This is a genomic window from Pseudoalteromonas aliena (assembly GCF_038155085.1).
GTDB lineage: Bacteria > Pseudomonadota > Gammaproteobacteria > Enterobacterales > Alteromonadaceae > Pseudoalteromonas > Pseudoalteromonas aliena_A.
In genome coordinates, this window is sequence record NZ_JBAKAU010000007.1 from 95,007 (window position 1) to 112,317 (window position 17,311).

Annotated in this window: 15 protein-coding genes and 2 pseudogenes; 11 read left to right on the plus strand and 6 right to left on the minus strand. The window is 39.1% G+C overall.

What is annotated here, in order from left to right; genetic code table 11:
* The first annotated feature begins 74 nt into the window (after positions 1 to 74).
* Positions 75 to 3,008, plus strand: coding sequence for a TonB-dependent receptor (locus V6260_RS08950; protein WP_341593748.1), 2,934 nt, complete (start codon positions 75 to 77; stop codon positions 3,006 to 3,008).
* 244 nt (positions 3,009 to 3,252) lie between these two features.
* On the opposite strand, the gene V6260_RS08955 is transcribed toward V6260_RS08950, so the two are convergent.
* Complete coding sequence (locus tag V6260_RS08955) at positions 3,253 to 4,011, minus strand: SDR family NAD(P)-dependent oxidoreductase (protein ID WP_341593749.1); 759 nt, start codon at positions 4,009 to 4,011, stop codon at positions 3,253 to 3,255.
* Between the two features lie 130 nt (positions 4,012 to 4,141).
* On the opposite strand from V6260_RS08955, the gene V6260_RS08960 reads away from it, so the two are divergent.
* The 9 genes and pseudogenes from V6260_RS08960 to V6260_RS09000 all read left to right on the plus strand — a co-directional run.
* On the plus strand, positions 4,142 to 5,044 hold the full coding sequence (locus V6260_RS08960; RefSeq protein WP_341593750.1) for a LysR family transcriptional regulator: 903 nt from the start codon (positions 4,142 to 4,144) through the stop codon (positions 5,042 to 5,044).
* A gap of 189 nt (positions 5,045 to 5,233) precedes the next feature.
* Positions 5,234 to 5,422, plus strand: a complete 189-nt coding sequence (locus tag V6260_RS08965) for a hypothetical protein (protein WP_341593751.1) — start codon at positions 5,234 to 5,236, stop codon at positions 5,420 to 5,422.
* A gap of 59 nt (positions 5,423 to 5,481) precedes the next feature.
* A complete protein-coding gene (locus tag V6260_RS08970; RefSeq protein ID WP_341593752.1) occupies positions 5,482 to 6,060 on the plus strand; it encodes a hypothetical protein in 579 nt (192 codons plus the stop codon).
* A gap of 28 nt (positions 6,061 to 6,088) precedes the next feature.
* Positions 6,089 to 6,655, plus strand: coding sequence for a hypothetical protein (locus V6260_RS08975; protein ID WP_341593753.1), 567 nt, complete (start codon positions 6,089 to 6,091; stop codon positions 6,653 to 6,655).
* A gap of 48 nt (positions 6,656 to 6,703) precedes the next feature.
* Complete coding sequence (locus V6260_RS08980) at positions 6,704 to 7,933, plus strand: efflux RND transporter periplasmic adaptor subunit (RefSeq protein WP_341593754.1); 1,230 nt, start codon at positions 6,704 to 6,706, stop codon at positions 7,931 to 7,933.
* A 64-nt stretch (positions 7,934 to 7,997) separates the two neighbouring features.
* A complete protein-coding gene (locus V6260_RS08985) occupies positions 7,998 to 8,675 on the plus strand; it encodes an ABC transporter ATP-binding protein (protein WP_341593755.1) in 678 nt (225 codons plus the stop codon).
* Positions 8,662 to 11,001: an ABC transporter permease gene (locus V6260_RS08990; protein WP_341593756.1), complete on the plus strand. Its 2,340-nt coding sequence runs from the start codon at positions 8,662 to 8,664 to the stop codon at positions 10,999 to 11,001. Before V6260_RS08985 ends, V6260_RS08990 begins: the two co-directional genes overlap by 14 nt.
* Positions 11,002 to 11,227: 226 nt before the next feature.
* Positions 11,228 to 11,642, plus strand: a pseudogene (locus tag V6260_RS08995) (TonB-dependent receptor domain-containing protein); the annotation flags it as partial.
* Between the two features lie 117 nt (positions 11,643 to 11,759).
* Positions 11,760 to 12,140: pseudogene (locus V6260_RS09000) on the plus strand (PfkB family carbohydrate kinase); the annotation flags it as partial.
* 117 nt (positions 12,141 to 12,257) lie between these two features.
* Here V6260_RS09000 and V6260_RS09005 read toward each other — a convergent pair.
* From V6260_RS09005 to V6260_RS09020, 4 genes are all read right to left on the minus strand, one after another.
* A complete protein-coding gene (locus tag V6260_RS09005) occupies positions 12,258 to 12,710 on the minus strand; it encodes a nuclear transport factor 2 family protein (protein WP_341593757.1) in 453 nt (150 codons plus the stop codon).
* Positions 12,711 to 12,854: 144 nt separating this feature from the next.
* The gene (locus V6260_RS09010; protein ID WP_024032784.1) at positions 12,855 to 13,235 is read right to left on the minus strand and encodes an STAS/SEC14 domain-containing protein; all 381 of its coding nucleotides are present in this window, start codon (positions 13,233 to 13,235) and stop codon (positions 12,855 to 12,857) included.
* Between the two features lie 206 nt (positions 13,236 to 13,441).
* A complete protein-coding gene (locus tag V6260_RS09015; protein ID WP_341593758.1) occupies positions 13,442 to 14,134 on the minus strand; it encodes a cupin domain-containing protein in 693 nt (230 codons plus the stop codon).
* A 24-nt stretch (positions 14,135 to 14,158) separates the two neighbouring features.
* Positions 14,159 to 14,779 carry a glutathione S-transferase gene (locus V6260_RS09020; protein ID WP_341593759.1) on the minus strand — a complete coding sequence of 207 codons (621 nt, stop codon included), beginning with the start codon at positions 14,777 to 14,779 and terminating at the stop codon, positions 14,159 to 14,161.
* Positions 14,780 to 15,005: 226 nt separating this feature from the next.
* On the opposite strand from V6260_RS09020, the gene V6260_RS09025 reads away from it, so the two are divergent.
* Complete coding sequence (locus V6260_RS09025; protein ID WP_138540338.1) at positions 15,006 to 15,530, plus strand: TetR/AcrR family transcriptional regulator; 525 nt, start codon at positions 15,006 to 15,008, stop codon at positions 15,528 to 15,530.
* A gap of 117 nt (positions 15,531 to 15,647) precedes the next feature.
* On the opposite strand, the gene V6260_RS09030 is transcribed toward V6260_RS09025, so the two are convergent.
* Positions 15,648 to 17,114 carry a carbon starvation CstA family protein gene (locus tag V6260_RS09030; RefSeq protein WP_341593760.1) on the minus strand — a complete coding sequence of 489 codons (1,467 nt, stop codon included), beginning with the start codon at positions 17,112 to 17,114 and terminating at the stop codon, positions 15,648 to 15,650.
* Positions 17,115 to 17,311 lie beyond the last annotated feature (197 nt).

The window sequence follows — 17,311 nt, forward strand, 5'->3', positions numbered from 1 at the left end:
CATTTTTAACTGACAAATATAGGTGCTCACACAGCACCTACTCTCTTGACAACATTTTATAAAGCAGAGCTATTATGAACACATTCAATTTTAAAAAGAGCCAACTTGCGGCTTCTGTGTCTCTTATCATTGCTGCGAGCACGTTAAATACAGCTATTGCCGCCGAAGCAGACACAAGCGTTTCATCTGATGTAGAAGTTATTGAAGTAAAAGGTATTCGTGGTTCACTTATTCGTTCTATGGATATGAAACGCGATTCATCAGGCGTGGTAGATGCCATTTCGGCTGAAGAAATGGGTAAATTTCCAGACACTAACTTAGCAGAGTCTCTTCAACGTATTACCGGTGTATCGGTAAGTCGCGCTAACGGTGAAGGAAGCCAAATTACGGTACGTGGTTTTGGCCCTGAGTTTAACTTAATTACGCTAAACGGCCGCCAAATGCCAGGTACTGGTTATACGCGCTCGTATAACCTTGAAAACATTGCATCTGAGGGCGTAAGCGCACTAGAAGTATTTAAAACAGCGCGCGCTGATGTACCAAGCGGCGGTTTAGGTGCTACGGTTAATATTTCTACCGCGCGTCCTTTCCAAAAGCCAGGTCAAAATTTTTCAGCAACTATTAAAGCTAATCATGACTCGTCTAACGAAGCGGGTGATGATGTAACGCCAGAGCTTTCTGCTGTTTATAGCAACACATTTGTAGATGACACCTTTGGTTTTGGTTTTTCTTTTTCGCACCAAGAGCGCGACTTTCAAAAACAAAGTGCCAATATTCAAGGCTGGCAGGCCAATGTAGACCTACCTGAATTAGATAGCAGCAACGTGGTTGATAACCGCACAGCCCCATCAGGCAACTACTATTTCCCTAAAGACATGAACTACGCTATTGAAGATGTAGAGCGTGAACGTACAAACGGCCAAGTTACTTTTCAGTTTGCACCGGTAGATGGCTTTGTAGCAACACTTGATTACACTGCAAGTAAAGCAGTTACAGGTTCTCAGAGCATTGGTTGGGGTATTTGGAACGACTTTGGTAGCAATATTAATGGCTACGAACTAGATGAAAATGGTACAGCTGTTTATGCTGATATTAGCGGTAACGATGCCTCGTTTACAGCCAACAAAGGCACTACAGAAGTAAAAGCACGCTCACTTGGTTTAAACCTAGATTGGGAAATTAGCGACACGTGGCACGTAGAGCTTGATTACCACGACTCTAAGAACGAAACTGATAACGGCGCCGACAATGGGCTGGGAAGTGCCGGCCAAGTAATTTTAGGTTCTGATCAGCTAGCTAATAAAATTTATGATTACCGCACAGGCGACATTCCAAGTGCACAAGTTAATTGGTTAAATGGCACAAGTGAATTAACGCCTGGCGAAATTGATTCAAACTTTAGTCAGTTTACTCACTCACCGGGTGAATCAAACATTGAACAATTACAGTTACATACAACATGGTATAACGAAAGTTATGACATTGGTTTAGTTAAAGTAAAATTTGGCGCATCACGTACTGAGCAAAACACCGGTGGTTACACTGCATGGAGTGGTTTAGTAGGTGGCCCTGGTTTTAACCCATCGTACACAGAAATATTCCCAGATAGCATGTTTACTCGCCACGATACGTCGGGTCTTTTAGATCAATTTGCTGGCGGCGGTAGCGACTTACAACCTAATTACTACTACACCTACGATTTTGACGAAGCAGTAGCACGTCAAATTGCTTATTTAACAGCAGATGTAACAGGCGGCGATGCATACGCAGCTAATGCGTATATGGATGGTATTGACAGCGAGAGCTACGTAGAAGAAATCACTAATAGCTTTTATGTTCAATCAAGCTGGGAGTTTGATGTAAGTGACTACTACGTAAAAGTAAATGCAGGTCTACGCTACGAGCAAACAGACGTAACCAGTACTGTACGTCAACGCGTTGAAGATCAAGTTAATTGGATAAGCGCCTCTGAGTGGATCATGCAATACGCTGCTGGCGGCGATGATAACTTCTTAGAACAACAAGGTGATTACGATGTTTTACTGCCTTCAATCGACGTAAGTGTTGATTTAACTGAAGACGTAGTAGCCCGCGTATCTTGGGGTAAAACAATGTCGCGTGCACCACTAGGTAATTTAGCCGGTGGCCGTAGTTTAACAGGCAGCCCAAAACCGGGTTCTCGTACAGGTAGCCAAGGTAATACAAACCTACTGCCGTTTGAATCAACAAACCTTGATTTATCACTTGAATATTACTACGCAGAAGGCAGCTACGCATCTGTTGGTTACTTCAAAAAAGATGTTGATAACTTTATTCAAACCACCATTACGCAAACTACTATTGATGGCTTGCACGATATTTTAAACGGCCCTCGTTACTTACAAGCCGTAAGCGATATTGAATCACGTGGTGAGCAAGCAACAACCGACGCTATTTTTGCACAAATGATTGCCAGCGGTTACGGCAATGCAAATGGCGTTATTGAACCAAACAGCGACGATCCGCTAATTACATGGAATATTAGCCAACCGCAAAACACTGACAGTAAATCGGTAGATGGTTTTGAAATAGCTGTTCAGCACTTAATTGGCGAAACTGGTTTTGGTGTTGGTGTTAACGCAACGTTTGTAGATGGCGACGTTGAATTTGATAGCGAAAGCCTAGATCAACAAGCTCCACTTACAGGCTTAAGTGACTCAGCTAACTTTCAAGGTTTTTACGAAAAAGACGGCCTATCGGTTAAAATTACTTACGCATGGCGCGACTCGTACCTAATTGGTGTAGGCCAAGCGCAAGGTTCAGCTGATGCGCCTCCGCAATATGCTAAAGCGTATGGCCAGTGGGATATGAGCGTTAACTACGATGTAAACGAAAACGTAACGGTATTTTTTGATGGCATAAACTTAAATAATGCCACCGAAGAAGGTTACGGACGTTACGAAGAGCAGTTCTTATTTGCTAATCAATACGGTCCGCGTTACTCAATAGGTGCTCGTTACACGTTCTAACTAAATTTCCTTTAGTAAAAAATGCAAAAAACCGCTCACTGAGCGGTTTTTTTATTGTCTCAAGTTATAATTTTTTAATAAATGGTACCAATCTGTTTATATATAGGGACTACTTAACGTTAAGAAAATTACGCTATAACTAGGCAAAAATTTTGTACCTATTTGTTCTAAATAAAAATTTAGACGACGCTATAGTGAAATTTAATTCACTAAATTGCTCAAAGATTCATGCCGGTTGGTATGATTACATATACATACCGCCCGATACCTCAAGCCGTTGACCTGTCATCCAACGGTTTTCGTCCGCTAATAAGTTAGCAATCATAGGCCCTATATCGTCTGTTACACCAACTCTGCCCATTGCCGTTTGTGATGTAATAAACGCATTTACTTCATCGTTATCACGAACGACGCCATTACCAAAATCGGTTTCAATTGCACCAGGGGCTACAACATTTACCGTAATATTTTTAGGTGCAAGTTCTTGAGCTAAATACCTTGTCATTACTTCTATTGCACCTTTGGTCATTGCATAAGTAATATGACCAGGTAATGAAAAACGCGTTAAACCACTTGATAAATTAATAATACGACCACCGTTTTTTATAAAGGGTAACAATGTTTGGGTAACAAAAAATACTCCCCTTAAGTTAATATTTATTAACGTATCAAAAGTTGATTCACTTGTGTCTGCAAAACTGCTAGTAAGCCCCACCCCTGCATTATTAATTAAGTAATCAAACTCACTTTGTTGCCAATGAGTCTGCAGGACATTTTGTAGTTGCTGTGCAAAACCCTCAAAGCCGAGCATATCACTTACATCTAATTGCAATGCAACCGCTTTAGAGCCTAGATCCTGTACTTGCTTTACAACCTCTTTTGCTTCTTTTTCATGACTACGGTAAGTAAAAATGCAATCGATACTTTGCTTTGCAAGGCAAAGCACCGTGCTTTTACCAAGCCCACGATTACCACCTGTGATCACTGCAATTCGTTTGTTCATTGTTATATCCTGTTGAAAATAAAAGCGGGGAGTTAAATAACCTCCAAGCCAGTATATTTTTTCAAGCAACAAAGATAAACAGGCTGAAAAGAGTTACACTGTTCAAAATAAACGAACAATAGGAGGTATTATGAAGGACCTAAACGCAATACGTATTTTTATTAAAGTAGCGCAACTCAGTAGTTTTTCTAAAGCAGCAACAAGCTTAAATCTTCCTAAGTCAAGTGTATCGCAAGCAGTAACCATGCTCGAAAGTACATTAAATACGCGTTTATTACACCGTACTACACGCACTGTAAATATGACTTCAGACGGTGAGCTATTTTATCAACGTGCACTGGGAATTATTAGCGACGCTGACGATTTAAAAAATTTATTTGTAAGTGAAGATAAAGGTTTAACAGGCCGAATACGTGTAGATATGCCACAAGCTGTTAGTCGAGATACCATAATTCCAAACTTAAGTTCGTTTTTAAAAATGCACCCAAATCTTGAAATAGAACTTGGCAGCTCCGATAGACGAGTAGATGTCATTAAAGAAGGATTTGATTGCGTAGTGAGAGTGGGCGAACTTACCGACTCATCGTTAATTGCACGACGTTTGGGTAGCTTTAAAGTTTTAAATTGCGTAAGCCGTTATTATGTAAAAAATCATGGTTTACCTAAAACTCTTAACGATCTAAAAAATCATTACATTGTTCGCTACAGTCAAACACTTGGTATCCCTGATCCGGGTTTCGAATATTTAGATAGCAATAATCAATTGCAATCAATAACGATGAAAAGCCAGCTTACTGTTAACTCCTCAGAGGCATATTTAAGCGCCGCACTAAATGGCTTTGGACTTATTCAAACCCCTATTCATGGTATTAGTAAACATTTGGAATCTGCCGAACTTGTCCAAGTTTTGCCTCAATACGCGATGCCCGACCTACCAATCAACATTTTGTACCCAAATAGGCACCACCTACCCAAGCGCGTAAGTGCATTTATGCTTTGGCTTGAAGAACAATTGAGCGTCTTTACAAAGTAATATTAATTGAGATCCCAATCGGATTTAAGCCGCTAAAATTTTAAACTCATCGAATAGAACGAATTTATTTAAAAAAGCAAAAATAATTCTTCACAAAGAAAAGTAAACACGATGTTGACAAAATGAAAGCGGTTCGATAATTTAAAAAGTACCCAATTCAGGGTTTACATTTTATATGTAGATTTAATAATGACTAATACTATCAAAAAAGTAATTATTGGTGTATTCGTAAGCAGTGTGAGTATTGGTGTGTATGCAGCGTGCGGTGATAGCACTTGTAGCTGGGAAAATGGAGAATTCGCTTGTCAAGCGCAAGGGCCTGGAGGTCAAGAACTAATCTGCACTGAGGCCGATCCTTGTACTATTAATTGCCCTTAATATTAGATAGTCACACAGTAACAGTATGGAGTCGTTACTGTTTTTAAATGGAGATTAAAATGATAAAACACCTTCTAAAACTTGCCTTTACTGCATTGCTTTTTACCCATACAACCAGTGTTGCCGAGGTTTACGACGCTGAGGAAATGATCCGCTTTACAGATAAAGCCAATAAAATAGAACAATGGCAACGTGGCACCACTAAGCGCTTTGATACCTTTGAACAGTTTTTTTTAAATGCCGGAGGCCATGCTTACACATTAGCGGGGTACTTATTTGATATCAAAAACAATCACTGGCTCAGCTATGAAGAAGCCATTAAAGTTGCCCCTGATTTAAATGGTCTACTCAGCCAACAACAACTCAATATCAATATTACCACCGAGGAATTACTCGCTTTTACAAATATACAAGTGCCTGCAAACACCCACTATATATATTTATACTTTGATAAACCCGTTAACGCCAAAAAAAAGACGTATATGTTTGCTGCTCACTATTCTTCCGATCCTGAAGTTAAAAAACTATTAATAAAAAGTTATGAGCGGCGTAAACGCTTTGCGCTGACCCTGCAAAAGCACGCTACTATTCCTTGGTATTTAATTGAGATCCCATTAATAGGGTTTAAGCCGCAATAGAGTTTTGATATTTTAAATGGAGATTAAAATGATAAAACACCTTCTAAAACTTGCCTTTGCTGGGTTGCTTTTTACCCATACAAGCAGCTTTGCCGATATACAGATCACTGAAGAAATGAAAAGCTTTACTGACCAAGCCAATAAAGTAGAACAGTGGCATCGTGGCACCACTAAGCGCTTTGATACCTTTGAGCAGTTTTTTTTAAATGCCGGAGGGCATGCTTACACAGAAGCTGGATACTTATTTGATATCAAAAACAATCATTGGCTCAGCTATGAAGAAGCCATTAAAGTTGCCCCTGATTTAAAAGATCTAGTAACTAACCAAAAGTTGACTATTAATATCACTACAGAGGAGTTACTCGCTTTTACAAATATACAAGTTCCTGAAAACACCCACTATGTATTTTTATATTTTGATGCACCTACAGATCCAAAAGATGGAACATATCTTTATTCAGAAGGAGGAGCTTTTACAGACGCACTTATAAAAGTAAACAAACGCCGTAAACGCTTTGCACTGACCATGCAAAAACACGCGACTATCCCGTGGTATTTAATTGAGATCCCATTAATCGGGTTCAACCCGCAATAGTGTTTAATTTTTAGCGCCATGCGTGCTTAGTAGCTAAAAGGGCAATAAATGTTAACTATTCCAAAGCAAGATTCCAACTTAATAAAATCGAGAACTGTTTTACTGTTTGCTTCGGGTGTATTGGTATTAGTGGCAACAATTTGGCTTGTGCTAACGGTATTATTTAGTAATAAAGCGTACGACATCAAATATTCAGCGGTAGAAAAAGGTGCAGTACAGCAGCAAGTTGCCGTGTTTGGTCGGTTAAAACCCCGCGTGTCAAGTAGTTTAGTGGCACAAATTGATGGCCATGTAAGCCAATTAAATGTGCTGCCGGGTAGTCATTTAGCCAGCAATACCGTTGTACTTACGTTATCTAATCCGCAGTTATTACGCCAATACGATATAGCAAAATTAAACTGGCAAAAAGCACAAGCAATGCATGTATCAGCACTAGCTAAATTACAGCGCGAAGCAACACAACTGGCTAACGACGTTGCTATGGCGCAAAGCGAACTAAAATTTGCAGAGCAAGAAATTGCCACTTTAGATGTATTACATAAACAGCAGCTACTAAGTGAACTTGATTTTTTAAAAGCTAAAACGCGGCTTGAACAAATTCGCTTAAAATTAGATTTAACAAAACGCAGTGAAAAAGCTTTTTTAACGGCGCGTGAGTATGAGGAAAAAGCATTAGACCTAACCCTTGAATCTGAAAAACAACAGCTTGCCCTCACATACAGTGATGTACAAAATCTTGAAATAAAAACCTCACAAGGTGGTATTTTAACAGAGTTACTTGATGAAATTGATGTTGGGCAAGCCGTGAGTAAAGGAACGGTACTGGCTAAACTATCAGATAAAAATAGCCTTTATGCCGAATTACTCGCCCCCGCAAGCGCAGCTGATACTATAAAAATAGGCATGCCTGTGAAGGTTGAAATTAAAGGTACTTTATATAACGCAAAAGTTGTGCGGGTGTTTCCAAGTATTGAGGCGAATCAAATAAAACTAGAAGCTGCATTTATACAGCAAGTACCTACATCTGCAATCAGTAACTTATCTATTGCTGCCAACGTATTAGTAGCAGACAAAGAAAACGCATTACGTATCGCCAAACCCATTTATTTAAATCCTCGCCAGCTAACACAAAATGTATATATATACGAAGAGGGAGAAATTTTTGCTAAAGAAGTAACAATAGGCTTACAGGGTGAGCAATATATTGAAATTTTAGCTGGGTTAAATGAAGGGGATTTAGTATTAAGCACACTTCCAAATGATTTAACTGAATTATAAAAGCGATGTAAAAATAAAAATAGGTATAACAATAAAAACAACAACCCCAGCTAAGGAGCGCACAGTGGAGCAGTTAATTACGTTAGAACAAGTATCAAAGTCATTTTCAGCCAATGCCAAGCCTGTATTGGAAGACATTAATTTAACAATCAATGATGGTGAATCAATCGCTATTTTGGGCCCTTCTGGTAGTGGTAAGTCAACTCTATTATCTATTATTGGTTTACTCGATGAACCAACGGCTGGTAACTATTTACTACGTAGTGAAAACATTACAGCGTTGACCCGTAAACAAAAGAGTTTGGTGCGCAATGCCCACATAGGCTGGATATTTCAAAACTTTAATTTAATAGCCAGTATGACAGTGCTGGAGAATGTAGTGCAGCCTATGCGCTTTAATAAAGCCATAAAATCTAGTGAGTACATTGACCGTGCAAAAGAGGCGCTTAATGATGTGGGGTTACTAGACAAACACGCCACCACGCCAGATAAGCTTTCGGGTGGCCAACAGCAACGTGTTGCCATTGCAAGGGCTCTGGTAAATAAACCTGCGCTGATATTAGCGGATGAACCAACGGGAAACCTTGATCAAGCTACGGGTGATGAAGTAATGGCGTTATTACATACGCTATGTGATAAAGGCAGCACACTCATCGTCGTTACACACGATGAAAGCGTTGCACAACGCTGCAAGCGCCGAATCAGAATTTTAGATGGACGGATAGATTATGATGGTAAGTAATCTAGGCTTTGAGCTGTTGACACAATGGCGACGTTGGCGTGGGCAATATTTAAAACTGGCTATATTATTACTTGGATTTGCTTTAACCGCCGCCCTTTTAAGTATCGCGTTGCGCTTAGGCAGCATGCTTTTTTATGAAAACCCAAGCTGGACCAATACAAATAAGCCTTTGTATACACTAGGCAGGTTGAGCGAAGATAACCGGTTAAGTGCAGTTAGTAAACAAGCGCTTGATCAGCTAAAAACACTACCAATGGTTGAAGATGTATCATGGCTCGTGTTTAAAGAATTCAACTTTTCAATTGATAACGCAAAGTTAAGCAATGTCAGAAGTGCTATTTTTTCACCTAATATGGCCGACAATTTAGCGATTGACGTGCTAAAAAATAACAAAGTGTCTGGTGCGTGGATCACTGAAAAGTTTTGGCGAGAAACACTCAAAAGTGATGCTAATATTAAAGGAAAAATACTTTCCTATAAACGCCTTGAGCGAGGTATACAAATTCTTGGGGTTTTAAATAAAAAATACAATCAAGTGGGAGTTAATCATGTCGATGTATGGCTACCAGAAGATATTTTGCGCTATTCCACTCCTTTTACCAATGACTCAATGGTAGACCGATTTTTACAAGCTGCACCTTTATATTATGGCGTGTTCTCTGCAAAAATGTCTTTTGATCCTGAGCAAACAAAAAAACAATTGGAGAGTATAGATTTAAGTGTTAAAGGTATGTCTTTTGGTAAATCACCATTGCCGCTAGTTATTTTTTCGGGCATAAATTTTGACCCTAAGTCGTATCAGCATATGGTACTACTATGGCAGTTATTATTAGGTTTAATTGTTACACTGTTTTTTATTTTAACATTTAGTTTATTTTCAATTTCCAGCAGTAAAGCAATTGTGTTTACCGATGAGTATAAAACCTTACAGTTGTTAGGCGCACAATCGAACGACTTTATTCGACCTGCGCTCCTTTTTTCATGTCTGAAAATCGTGGTAATAAGTTTGCTTAGTGTATTAAGTTTATACTTGCTTAGTCAGTTAATAACTAGCAGTACCAGCTACCAATTATTATTTACTGATAAATACTTGTCTGTAGATAGTGTAAGTTTTATCAGTGCAATCGCAATGATAACTGTGAGCGTAATTTTATGTTCACTCATCCCCCTTGTAAATTTGCTCAAGGGATCATTGTTTACTCGTATGGCAAATACTCGGGTGTCGTTGTTTCAAAAGGCGTTAGCCGGAGGAATTTTAGTCATTCAATTAAGCGTTGCTCTAACAGCCACCTATGCGCTGAGTAATGTTGTTCTCTCTCAGTGGCAAAAATATAAACACAGCAATATTAACTTATCTGTTGCTCAGGTAAGTGTAGACTCTGGACACTTTGCGATTTCTTGGCGCCAAGCCTTAAATAAGATACAGCAAGTAGACCCGCAAGCAGTAATTTTGTCATCCCCTTTTGAAAAATTACAACAGTATACGCTTGCTGGGCAAGGTGCAAAGGAAGCTATGGATATCAAAACAAGCTATGTAAGTAGCCATTTTTTTGATTTACTTGATGTGGATGTTCAAGGGAAACAATTAGCTAATTGGCAAAATGGTGTGATCATCAACCACGCCCTTGCTAAGCATTTAAGTAGTACGCAAGAGCTGAGTTCACTCATTGGCACGACGATTAGTTACGGTTTAGAAAACCAGCAACTCACAATTATTGGGATCAGTGAGGATATCCCTCATTGGGGTCGCAGGCAAAGCATTATGCCCACTTTATATTTACCCTTGAATATATATGATGAGGAAGTGTTAAAAAATTTTTCAATTCTATCAAGCAACATTGACGCACTTAGTAACAACAGTGACTTTAATCGTTGGTTAAGCGAACAAGCCTCAAATATTAATATCCATAAAGCAGCAACATTAGCAGATATTTTGGCCAAATTTGATCAACAATCAACTGATTTACTTTGGTTTGGATTAATAATTACACTGATCATTCTTGCAGGGATCTTTAGTGGCTTATGGTATCAAGTACTCGCGCAACTTAGGCTAGATAAACAATCTATTTGTGTATTGTTAGCTATAGGGGCTACTGACGGTTTTATCGTTTTTAATCGCTGCAAACAAATACTCTTTGCTTTTATATTGGCGCTCATTACGTGTTTTATTTTTTATAAATTGATTGGATCAACTTTACTTGGCTTTGACTTACTTGCATTATTCATCGCACTTTTAACCACACTAATATTGTGTGTAACTGCAACTTTGTCGCCTTTAGTTAAATTACTTAAAACCCCTATTCAGCAAGCTTTAAGAGACTTGTAGGTGATATTAGGCTGTGTGTGGATATACATAGCCTAATTTAGCAATCACTTATTTAGCCTATATAAGGCCCTAATAAAAGAAGCGTAAACACAAATTATAGATGAAGTTAGCGCCTCAATTAAAAATCTTCAATCAGCCAAGTGTCACAAAAAATTAATAATGTTATTTAAGTCATATAGCACTGTATTAGCATAGCTTTAAAGCAGTTAGGCTTTTTAGTTTAAGTGTAGGTGCGTGGGACTTTAGAGGTAACTTTACTTGGACCGATGCAGAAATTGCAAAAGATGCGCTAACTCCTGAAGTTGTAGGTAACACACCACGTCGCCAAGCGGATTTAATTTACTCACTAATGGCGCGCTGCAACTACGATAAAGGCGCGGCAGGTGTAAGCTTTATTGGTACAACTGATGCTTACGCTCAAGATAACAACGACCTTAAGTTTGACGGCTACATAAGTAAATGCATTTGTAAGCTACGACTTATCTGAAAACTTAAACCTTGCGCTTAATGTAAACAACCTATTCGATACAGTAGGTATTACAGAAGCTGAAGAAGGTTCAATACCTGAAAACGACATTATTCGCGCCCGTACTATTAACGGTCGCACAACGTCGGTTACTTTAAAATACGCTTTTAACTAATTGTGTGTATTGCGCTACGGTGAGCAATCACTGTAGCGCCTTTTAAAGTATGAATAAATAACACAACACCCTTCACGTTTTTAGCCTAGCCTTGCTAGGCTTTTTAGGATATTCAAAATGACAAAACTCCTGTGCTTAGGCGAGCTATTAATTGATATGCTGCCACAAGATGCTCATAACTCGGCCTATTTACCTATACCTGGCGATACACCTGCCAATGTAGCTGTTGGCTATGCAAAACTCGGCGGTGAGGCTGCATTTTGTGGTGGTAAAGGGGATGATCATTTTGCCAATCAATTAAATAATGCATTAGCGCAATATAATGTAAATACAGACTATTTATTTGTCATTGCTGGCTCACAAACCGCAATGGTAATAGTAAGCCTTGATAAAACAGGCGAACGTAGTTTTGGCTTTTATCGCCATAACACAGCCGATGTATTATTAACGCAAGCGCATTTAGCGCATATAAATTGGCAAGACATTAGCACCCTACACTTAAATGTGGCTCTAAAGCGTGTTTGGCTAAAGGTGCTTTTCCGGCGTTACCAGTGCTAGCTGATGTAATTTAAACAGTTAAAGCCCCATAAACTGGGGCTTTAAGCTAATTAATAGTTATTGCTTAATAAAAGTAACACCCTTTGGACTTTCACCTTGAGGTAAACGGGTTGAATGCATTTGCGATAACAGCCACTTGTCGCCCACTTTTGATACAACTACGCTTTCTAACCAATAAATATCTGCACTCTTTTCGGTGTTTTTGAAATTGGCTTTATTCCAGTAATTAATAAACGCAACGTCTCCCTCTACACGCGAATTTATAACACTAAAATAATTCGTTCTGATGTAATCAGCGGGCTTAACAACATTTACAAAGTCATCAATGGTCCATACTTCACCGTGCTCTAAAAGCAGGAATGAATCATCAACAGCCGCGCGCATTTTTTCATGATCAAAGTTAGATACAGCTAAAAACAAATCGCTCACGGGCGAAAATATAGTGTTATCTTTTGCCTGAGTTGACGCAGAAAATATGACTAATAGAATAAGGGCAAGTATGTGTTTCATTATTTTTATAATATGTAGTTTGAATAATAATTAGTGTATAGCAGTATTAACAACTCAAATAAAGCAAATCCAACTACTTAATAATGCTCCTATACATAAAAAAGCCCCCTTTAGGGTGCTGCAACTTATGCGTTTTTAATCACGTTATTCATCTAGCCAATCTATGGCGGCGGTGGCGTTTTCGTAGTATTGCACCTCGCCTGAAATAAACCAATTGCCTATTTTGGCCATACGGGCTTGCCATTCTTGATTGCCATAAATAGCAATTTTATTAAATTCTTTTGAGTGCCTTACGCCAAGCTTTAAATCATCCCATGCGGCGCGAAGCTCCCAGCCTTCTAGCTCACTGGCATCAATAAGTACATTTGCTATAGGGTGTTTAACCTCGCCAAGGGCAGAATCGATCATGGGGGTAATTACTTTATAGTCTTCATGGGTTAGCGTTCCCACAGCTTTTAGTTTTAAAAAGAATTCTCTGCCTGCGCGTTCAATACCAATAGATAAACCATGTGTTGTGTGTACCATGCAGCTCTCCTTAATCGGGTGCGCTTATTTTATTTACAGCCTGTTGGTTGAATTAATTAAAATCTAAGACTTCAATTGTTCTAGTTAAGTTAGTAGTAACTACATTCAAATGCCAAACATTGGCTGAGTTAAGCTATAAAAGTACACCCTATTAAGTTAATTAATCCTGAACTAAATCAAACAATACTGCTGAATAATGGTAATTGTTAAGCACTTTGCACACGCGCTATTTGCTTATCTACATCGGTTAAGTGCCCTAATTTTAGCCACACTTTTGCACCCTGCTTACCAGCGGTTATATTAAGATCAGTATTAATGGGTAGCCTTAACCAGCTGTGTTTTACTAGTACATCTGATTGCTCACTTACCTCGCCTTCAAGCACAAGTAACTCACCACCACCCATTGCGCTAACTTGCATGTTAGCACCGGCTTCAAAGTGCAATAGGCTCACGTCTTCATAGTCATCTTTATAAAGCGGCGTAATGGCAAGCCCTTTAAATGCCGCGTGTTTCACGCTGCCCATGTATTGCGTTTGTAGGCGTACATGGGTTCTATCTTGTGGTTGAAATTGCCAAAGTTTCACAAATATTATGCAGCCATTTTGTGAGCCTGGTTTATGCTTTGATTGTGGCGGATTACGAATATAGGAGCCTTGTGGAAAATCGCCATGCTCGTCTTGAAATACCCCTTCAAGCACCACAAACTCTTCACCTCCGGTATGTACATGAGGAGAGAACTCGCTGCCTGGGGCATAACGTACAATACTAGTTGCACGCGCAACTTCATCGCCTACTCTATCAAGTGCTCGCCTATCTACACCAGGCATAGGTGAAGCAACCCAGTCTAATGTTTGGCTATGCACCACAACACGCTGACTAAAATCGGCTAGTATTTTCATTTAAAGCTCCTATTAAAGTGTGTTTTAAGCAGCAACACTTTCTCGTTGTGCCACTTTCTCTTGCCATGTTATTAAATGAGTAAGCTCACTAGGAATAGCGATTTGTGCAAACCCAGCAAATACAAGGCCTGCGTATAAAGTAATATCTGCAATACTAAACTGCTCACCGCCAACAAATGCTGATTGTGCTAGTACATCATTAAAATAGCTTAAACCTTGTTGCGCCTTTTCACCCTGCTTTTTACCCCAGTCTGCATTTTGGTACGTTTCAAGTTCGGGACCCAAACCATCTGTCGCATGATGAAAATAAGTAGCCACAGCGTCAAGCACCATAGACTCAGCTCGCTTTTGCATCATATTAATCACTGCACGCTCTTTTGCAGTTTCACCCATTAATGATGGCCCCTCAAAAGCAGTATCAATGTATTCTGTAATAGCTGTGCTTTCAGATATAAATGTACCATCATCAAGCTCAAGCACAGGTACACCTGCCAAAGGGTTTTTTGCTAAAAAAGCGCCTGTTCTATGCTCGCCATTAAGTAAATCTACTGGAACAAATTCAACATGCTCAGTCGCATTTTTTTCAGCTAATGCTATACGAACACGTAATGGGTTTGGGAAGTTTTCTACGTCATAAATTTTCATAAATCACCTGTTATTAAATTAGTTGGATATCGAAAGCACAATAACCTACCTATCGATAGGTAATTTATATAATTAAAGTAATTTTATGTCAAATTTTAAACTTACTATTTATTCGAATGTTTATTGATGAGCAGCTGAGCAGATGCCATTTATTTAACAATAAATGACTTGAAAACGACTACCTACTGGTCGATAATTTCTGCATTACAAGCAAGGTATAATTAAAATGAGTAAAAAAGAAGCGTTACTTAAAGCAGCAGAAAACAAAGTTCGCCTTGGTGGCTACAGTAACTTTAGCTTTAGGGAACTGGCAAGCGAAATAGGTATTAAAAGTGCCAGTGTTCATTACCATTTTCCTACTAAAGCTGATTTAGGCGCTGAGCTTGCTCATCAATACACTAATGCGTTTTTAAATGCATTAGGCTCGCCAAGTGAACACAAAGCTAACGGTAAAAACCCTATTGAGGTTTATACACAGCTGTTTAGGAGCGCCTTACTTTTTGATAAAAAAATGTGCCTATGCGGCTTACTTGGTGCTGAAAGTGACAGCTTGCCAGAAAAGGTGCGCTTTGAAGTTAAACGTTTTTTTAATCAAAATTTAGAATGGCTTACTGAGGCGCACCTAGCCAATGGTGAGCAGCAACCTAAACATGCTGCAATTCAAACCGTAAGTCTACTTGAAGGCGCGATGATGATTAGCAAAACACTTGATGATAATAGCTACTTTGAGCTTGCCACACAGCCAGCGTAATGACTAGGCTGCATATGAGTAGCTACGCTCTTAATTAAAGTACTGATCAATTATTTTACGCATAAAAAAACGAGCTATTAAATAGCTCGTTTTTTTGTGATTTATAAAATGCTGCGCTTACGCTGCGGCATTTTCTTTATGCTTAGAGTGAACAAAAACTAAAGCAATTAAACCAATAATAACGACTGCTGCGCCAATAGGTTTGCCTAAATCGGCAGACAAGTTAAAGCCAATCGCCGCTGTCATTATGTATGACAATGTTACACCTGTAGCAATAACCGCAGGTACACTTGCTATCCAGTGAAAAGCACGTCTATCAAATAAGTACTTAGTAGCAAGCCATAGTACGCTTGTTGAAAGCAACATGTTTGAAAATGCAAAGTAGCGCCAAATCAACGAGAAATCTAACTTAGTCATAAAGTAAGCAATAGTTAAAATAGGGATCGCTAACAATAAACGGTTACGTAAGCTTTGCGGAATATTAAATGCATCAACAACCGTTAAGCGCAGTGAGCGGAACGCTGTATCGCCCGATGTAATTGGGAAAACAGCTACGGCAATAATCGCCATAATGCCACCAAGTACACCTAAGTAACTATTTGCTACATGGTTAACAACTAAGCCTGGACCACCTTGGTCAAGCAATGCTTTTAAGCCTGCATAGCCTTCAGGGAAAGCTGCAATACCAGCAAGTGCCCATACACAGCCTACAATGCCTTCACACATCATTGCACCGTAATATACTGGGCGTACGTATTTTTCGTTTGTTAAGCAGCGGGCAATAATAGGCGCTTGAGTAGAATGGAATCCACTAATAGCACCACATGTAATTGTAATAAACAGTAATGGCCACGTTGGCAAACCATCTGGGTTAGGCTCTAAAAAATCGTGCGCGTGGTCAGCCTCAAAGTACGCTAAAAAGTCACCCGCCACTGGCAAATGTGGAGCATTAATTAATAATGAAACGGCGATTGCAACGGTCATTACAATCATTAGTGCGCCAAAGATTGGGTAAAATTTAGTAATGATTTTGTCAATTGGTAGTAACGTTGCTAAAAAGTAGTACGCTAAAATGGCAAGTACCCAAAAGGTATTGTTAGCAAAAAACGTATCTTGAAAAACATCTAAGTTACTTAACAAGCCCGCTGGGCTCATAATAAATACAACGCCTACAAAAAACAGTAGCATAGCGGTAAATATCAGCATAAAGCCTTTAAATACTACGTTGTAATAATGGCCTGCAATTTCAGGTAAGCTTTTGCCATCTTCTTTAATGCTCATCACACCTGAGAAGAAGTCATGAACAGCGCCGCCTAATACGTTACCAAGTACAATCCATACTAAAGCAACCGGGCCGTAAAGCGCACCTAAAATAGGACCAAAAATAGGACCTACGCCAGCAATATTTAAAAATTGAATTAAAAATGCACGCACAGGGTGAATAGCAACATAATCAACACCTTCGCTAAAGCGCTTTTGAGGTGTATCAACGGTTGAGTCCATACCTGCTTGTTTTTCTACAAATGGGCTATAAAATTTATAACCAAGTATTAATATAGTGATACAGATAAAAAAGATGATCATAAAGCACGTTTCTCTTTTTGTATTTTGTGTATAGAGCGCATAAATCCCGCCCCGCCTTTTCAATCCGTGAATAATCGACGAACATTAACAAAGGATTAAGCACCGAGCAATAAGACGAATAGCTAATACCTTGGCGGATTTGAGTTACTTTTTAGGCGCTTTGCTCACTGTGTAAACATTAAATAAAAATTAATGAA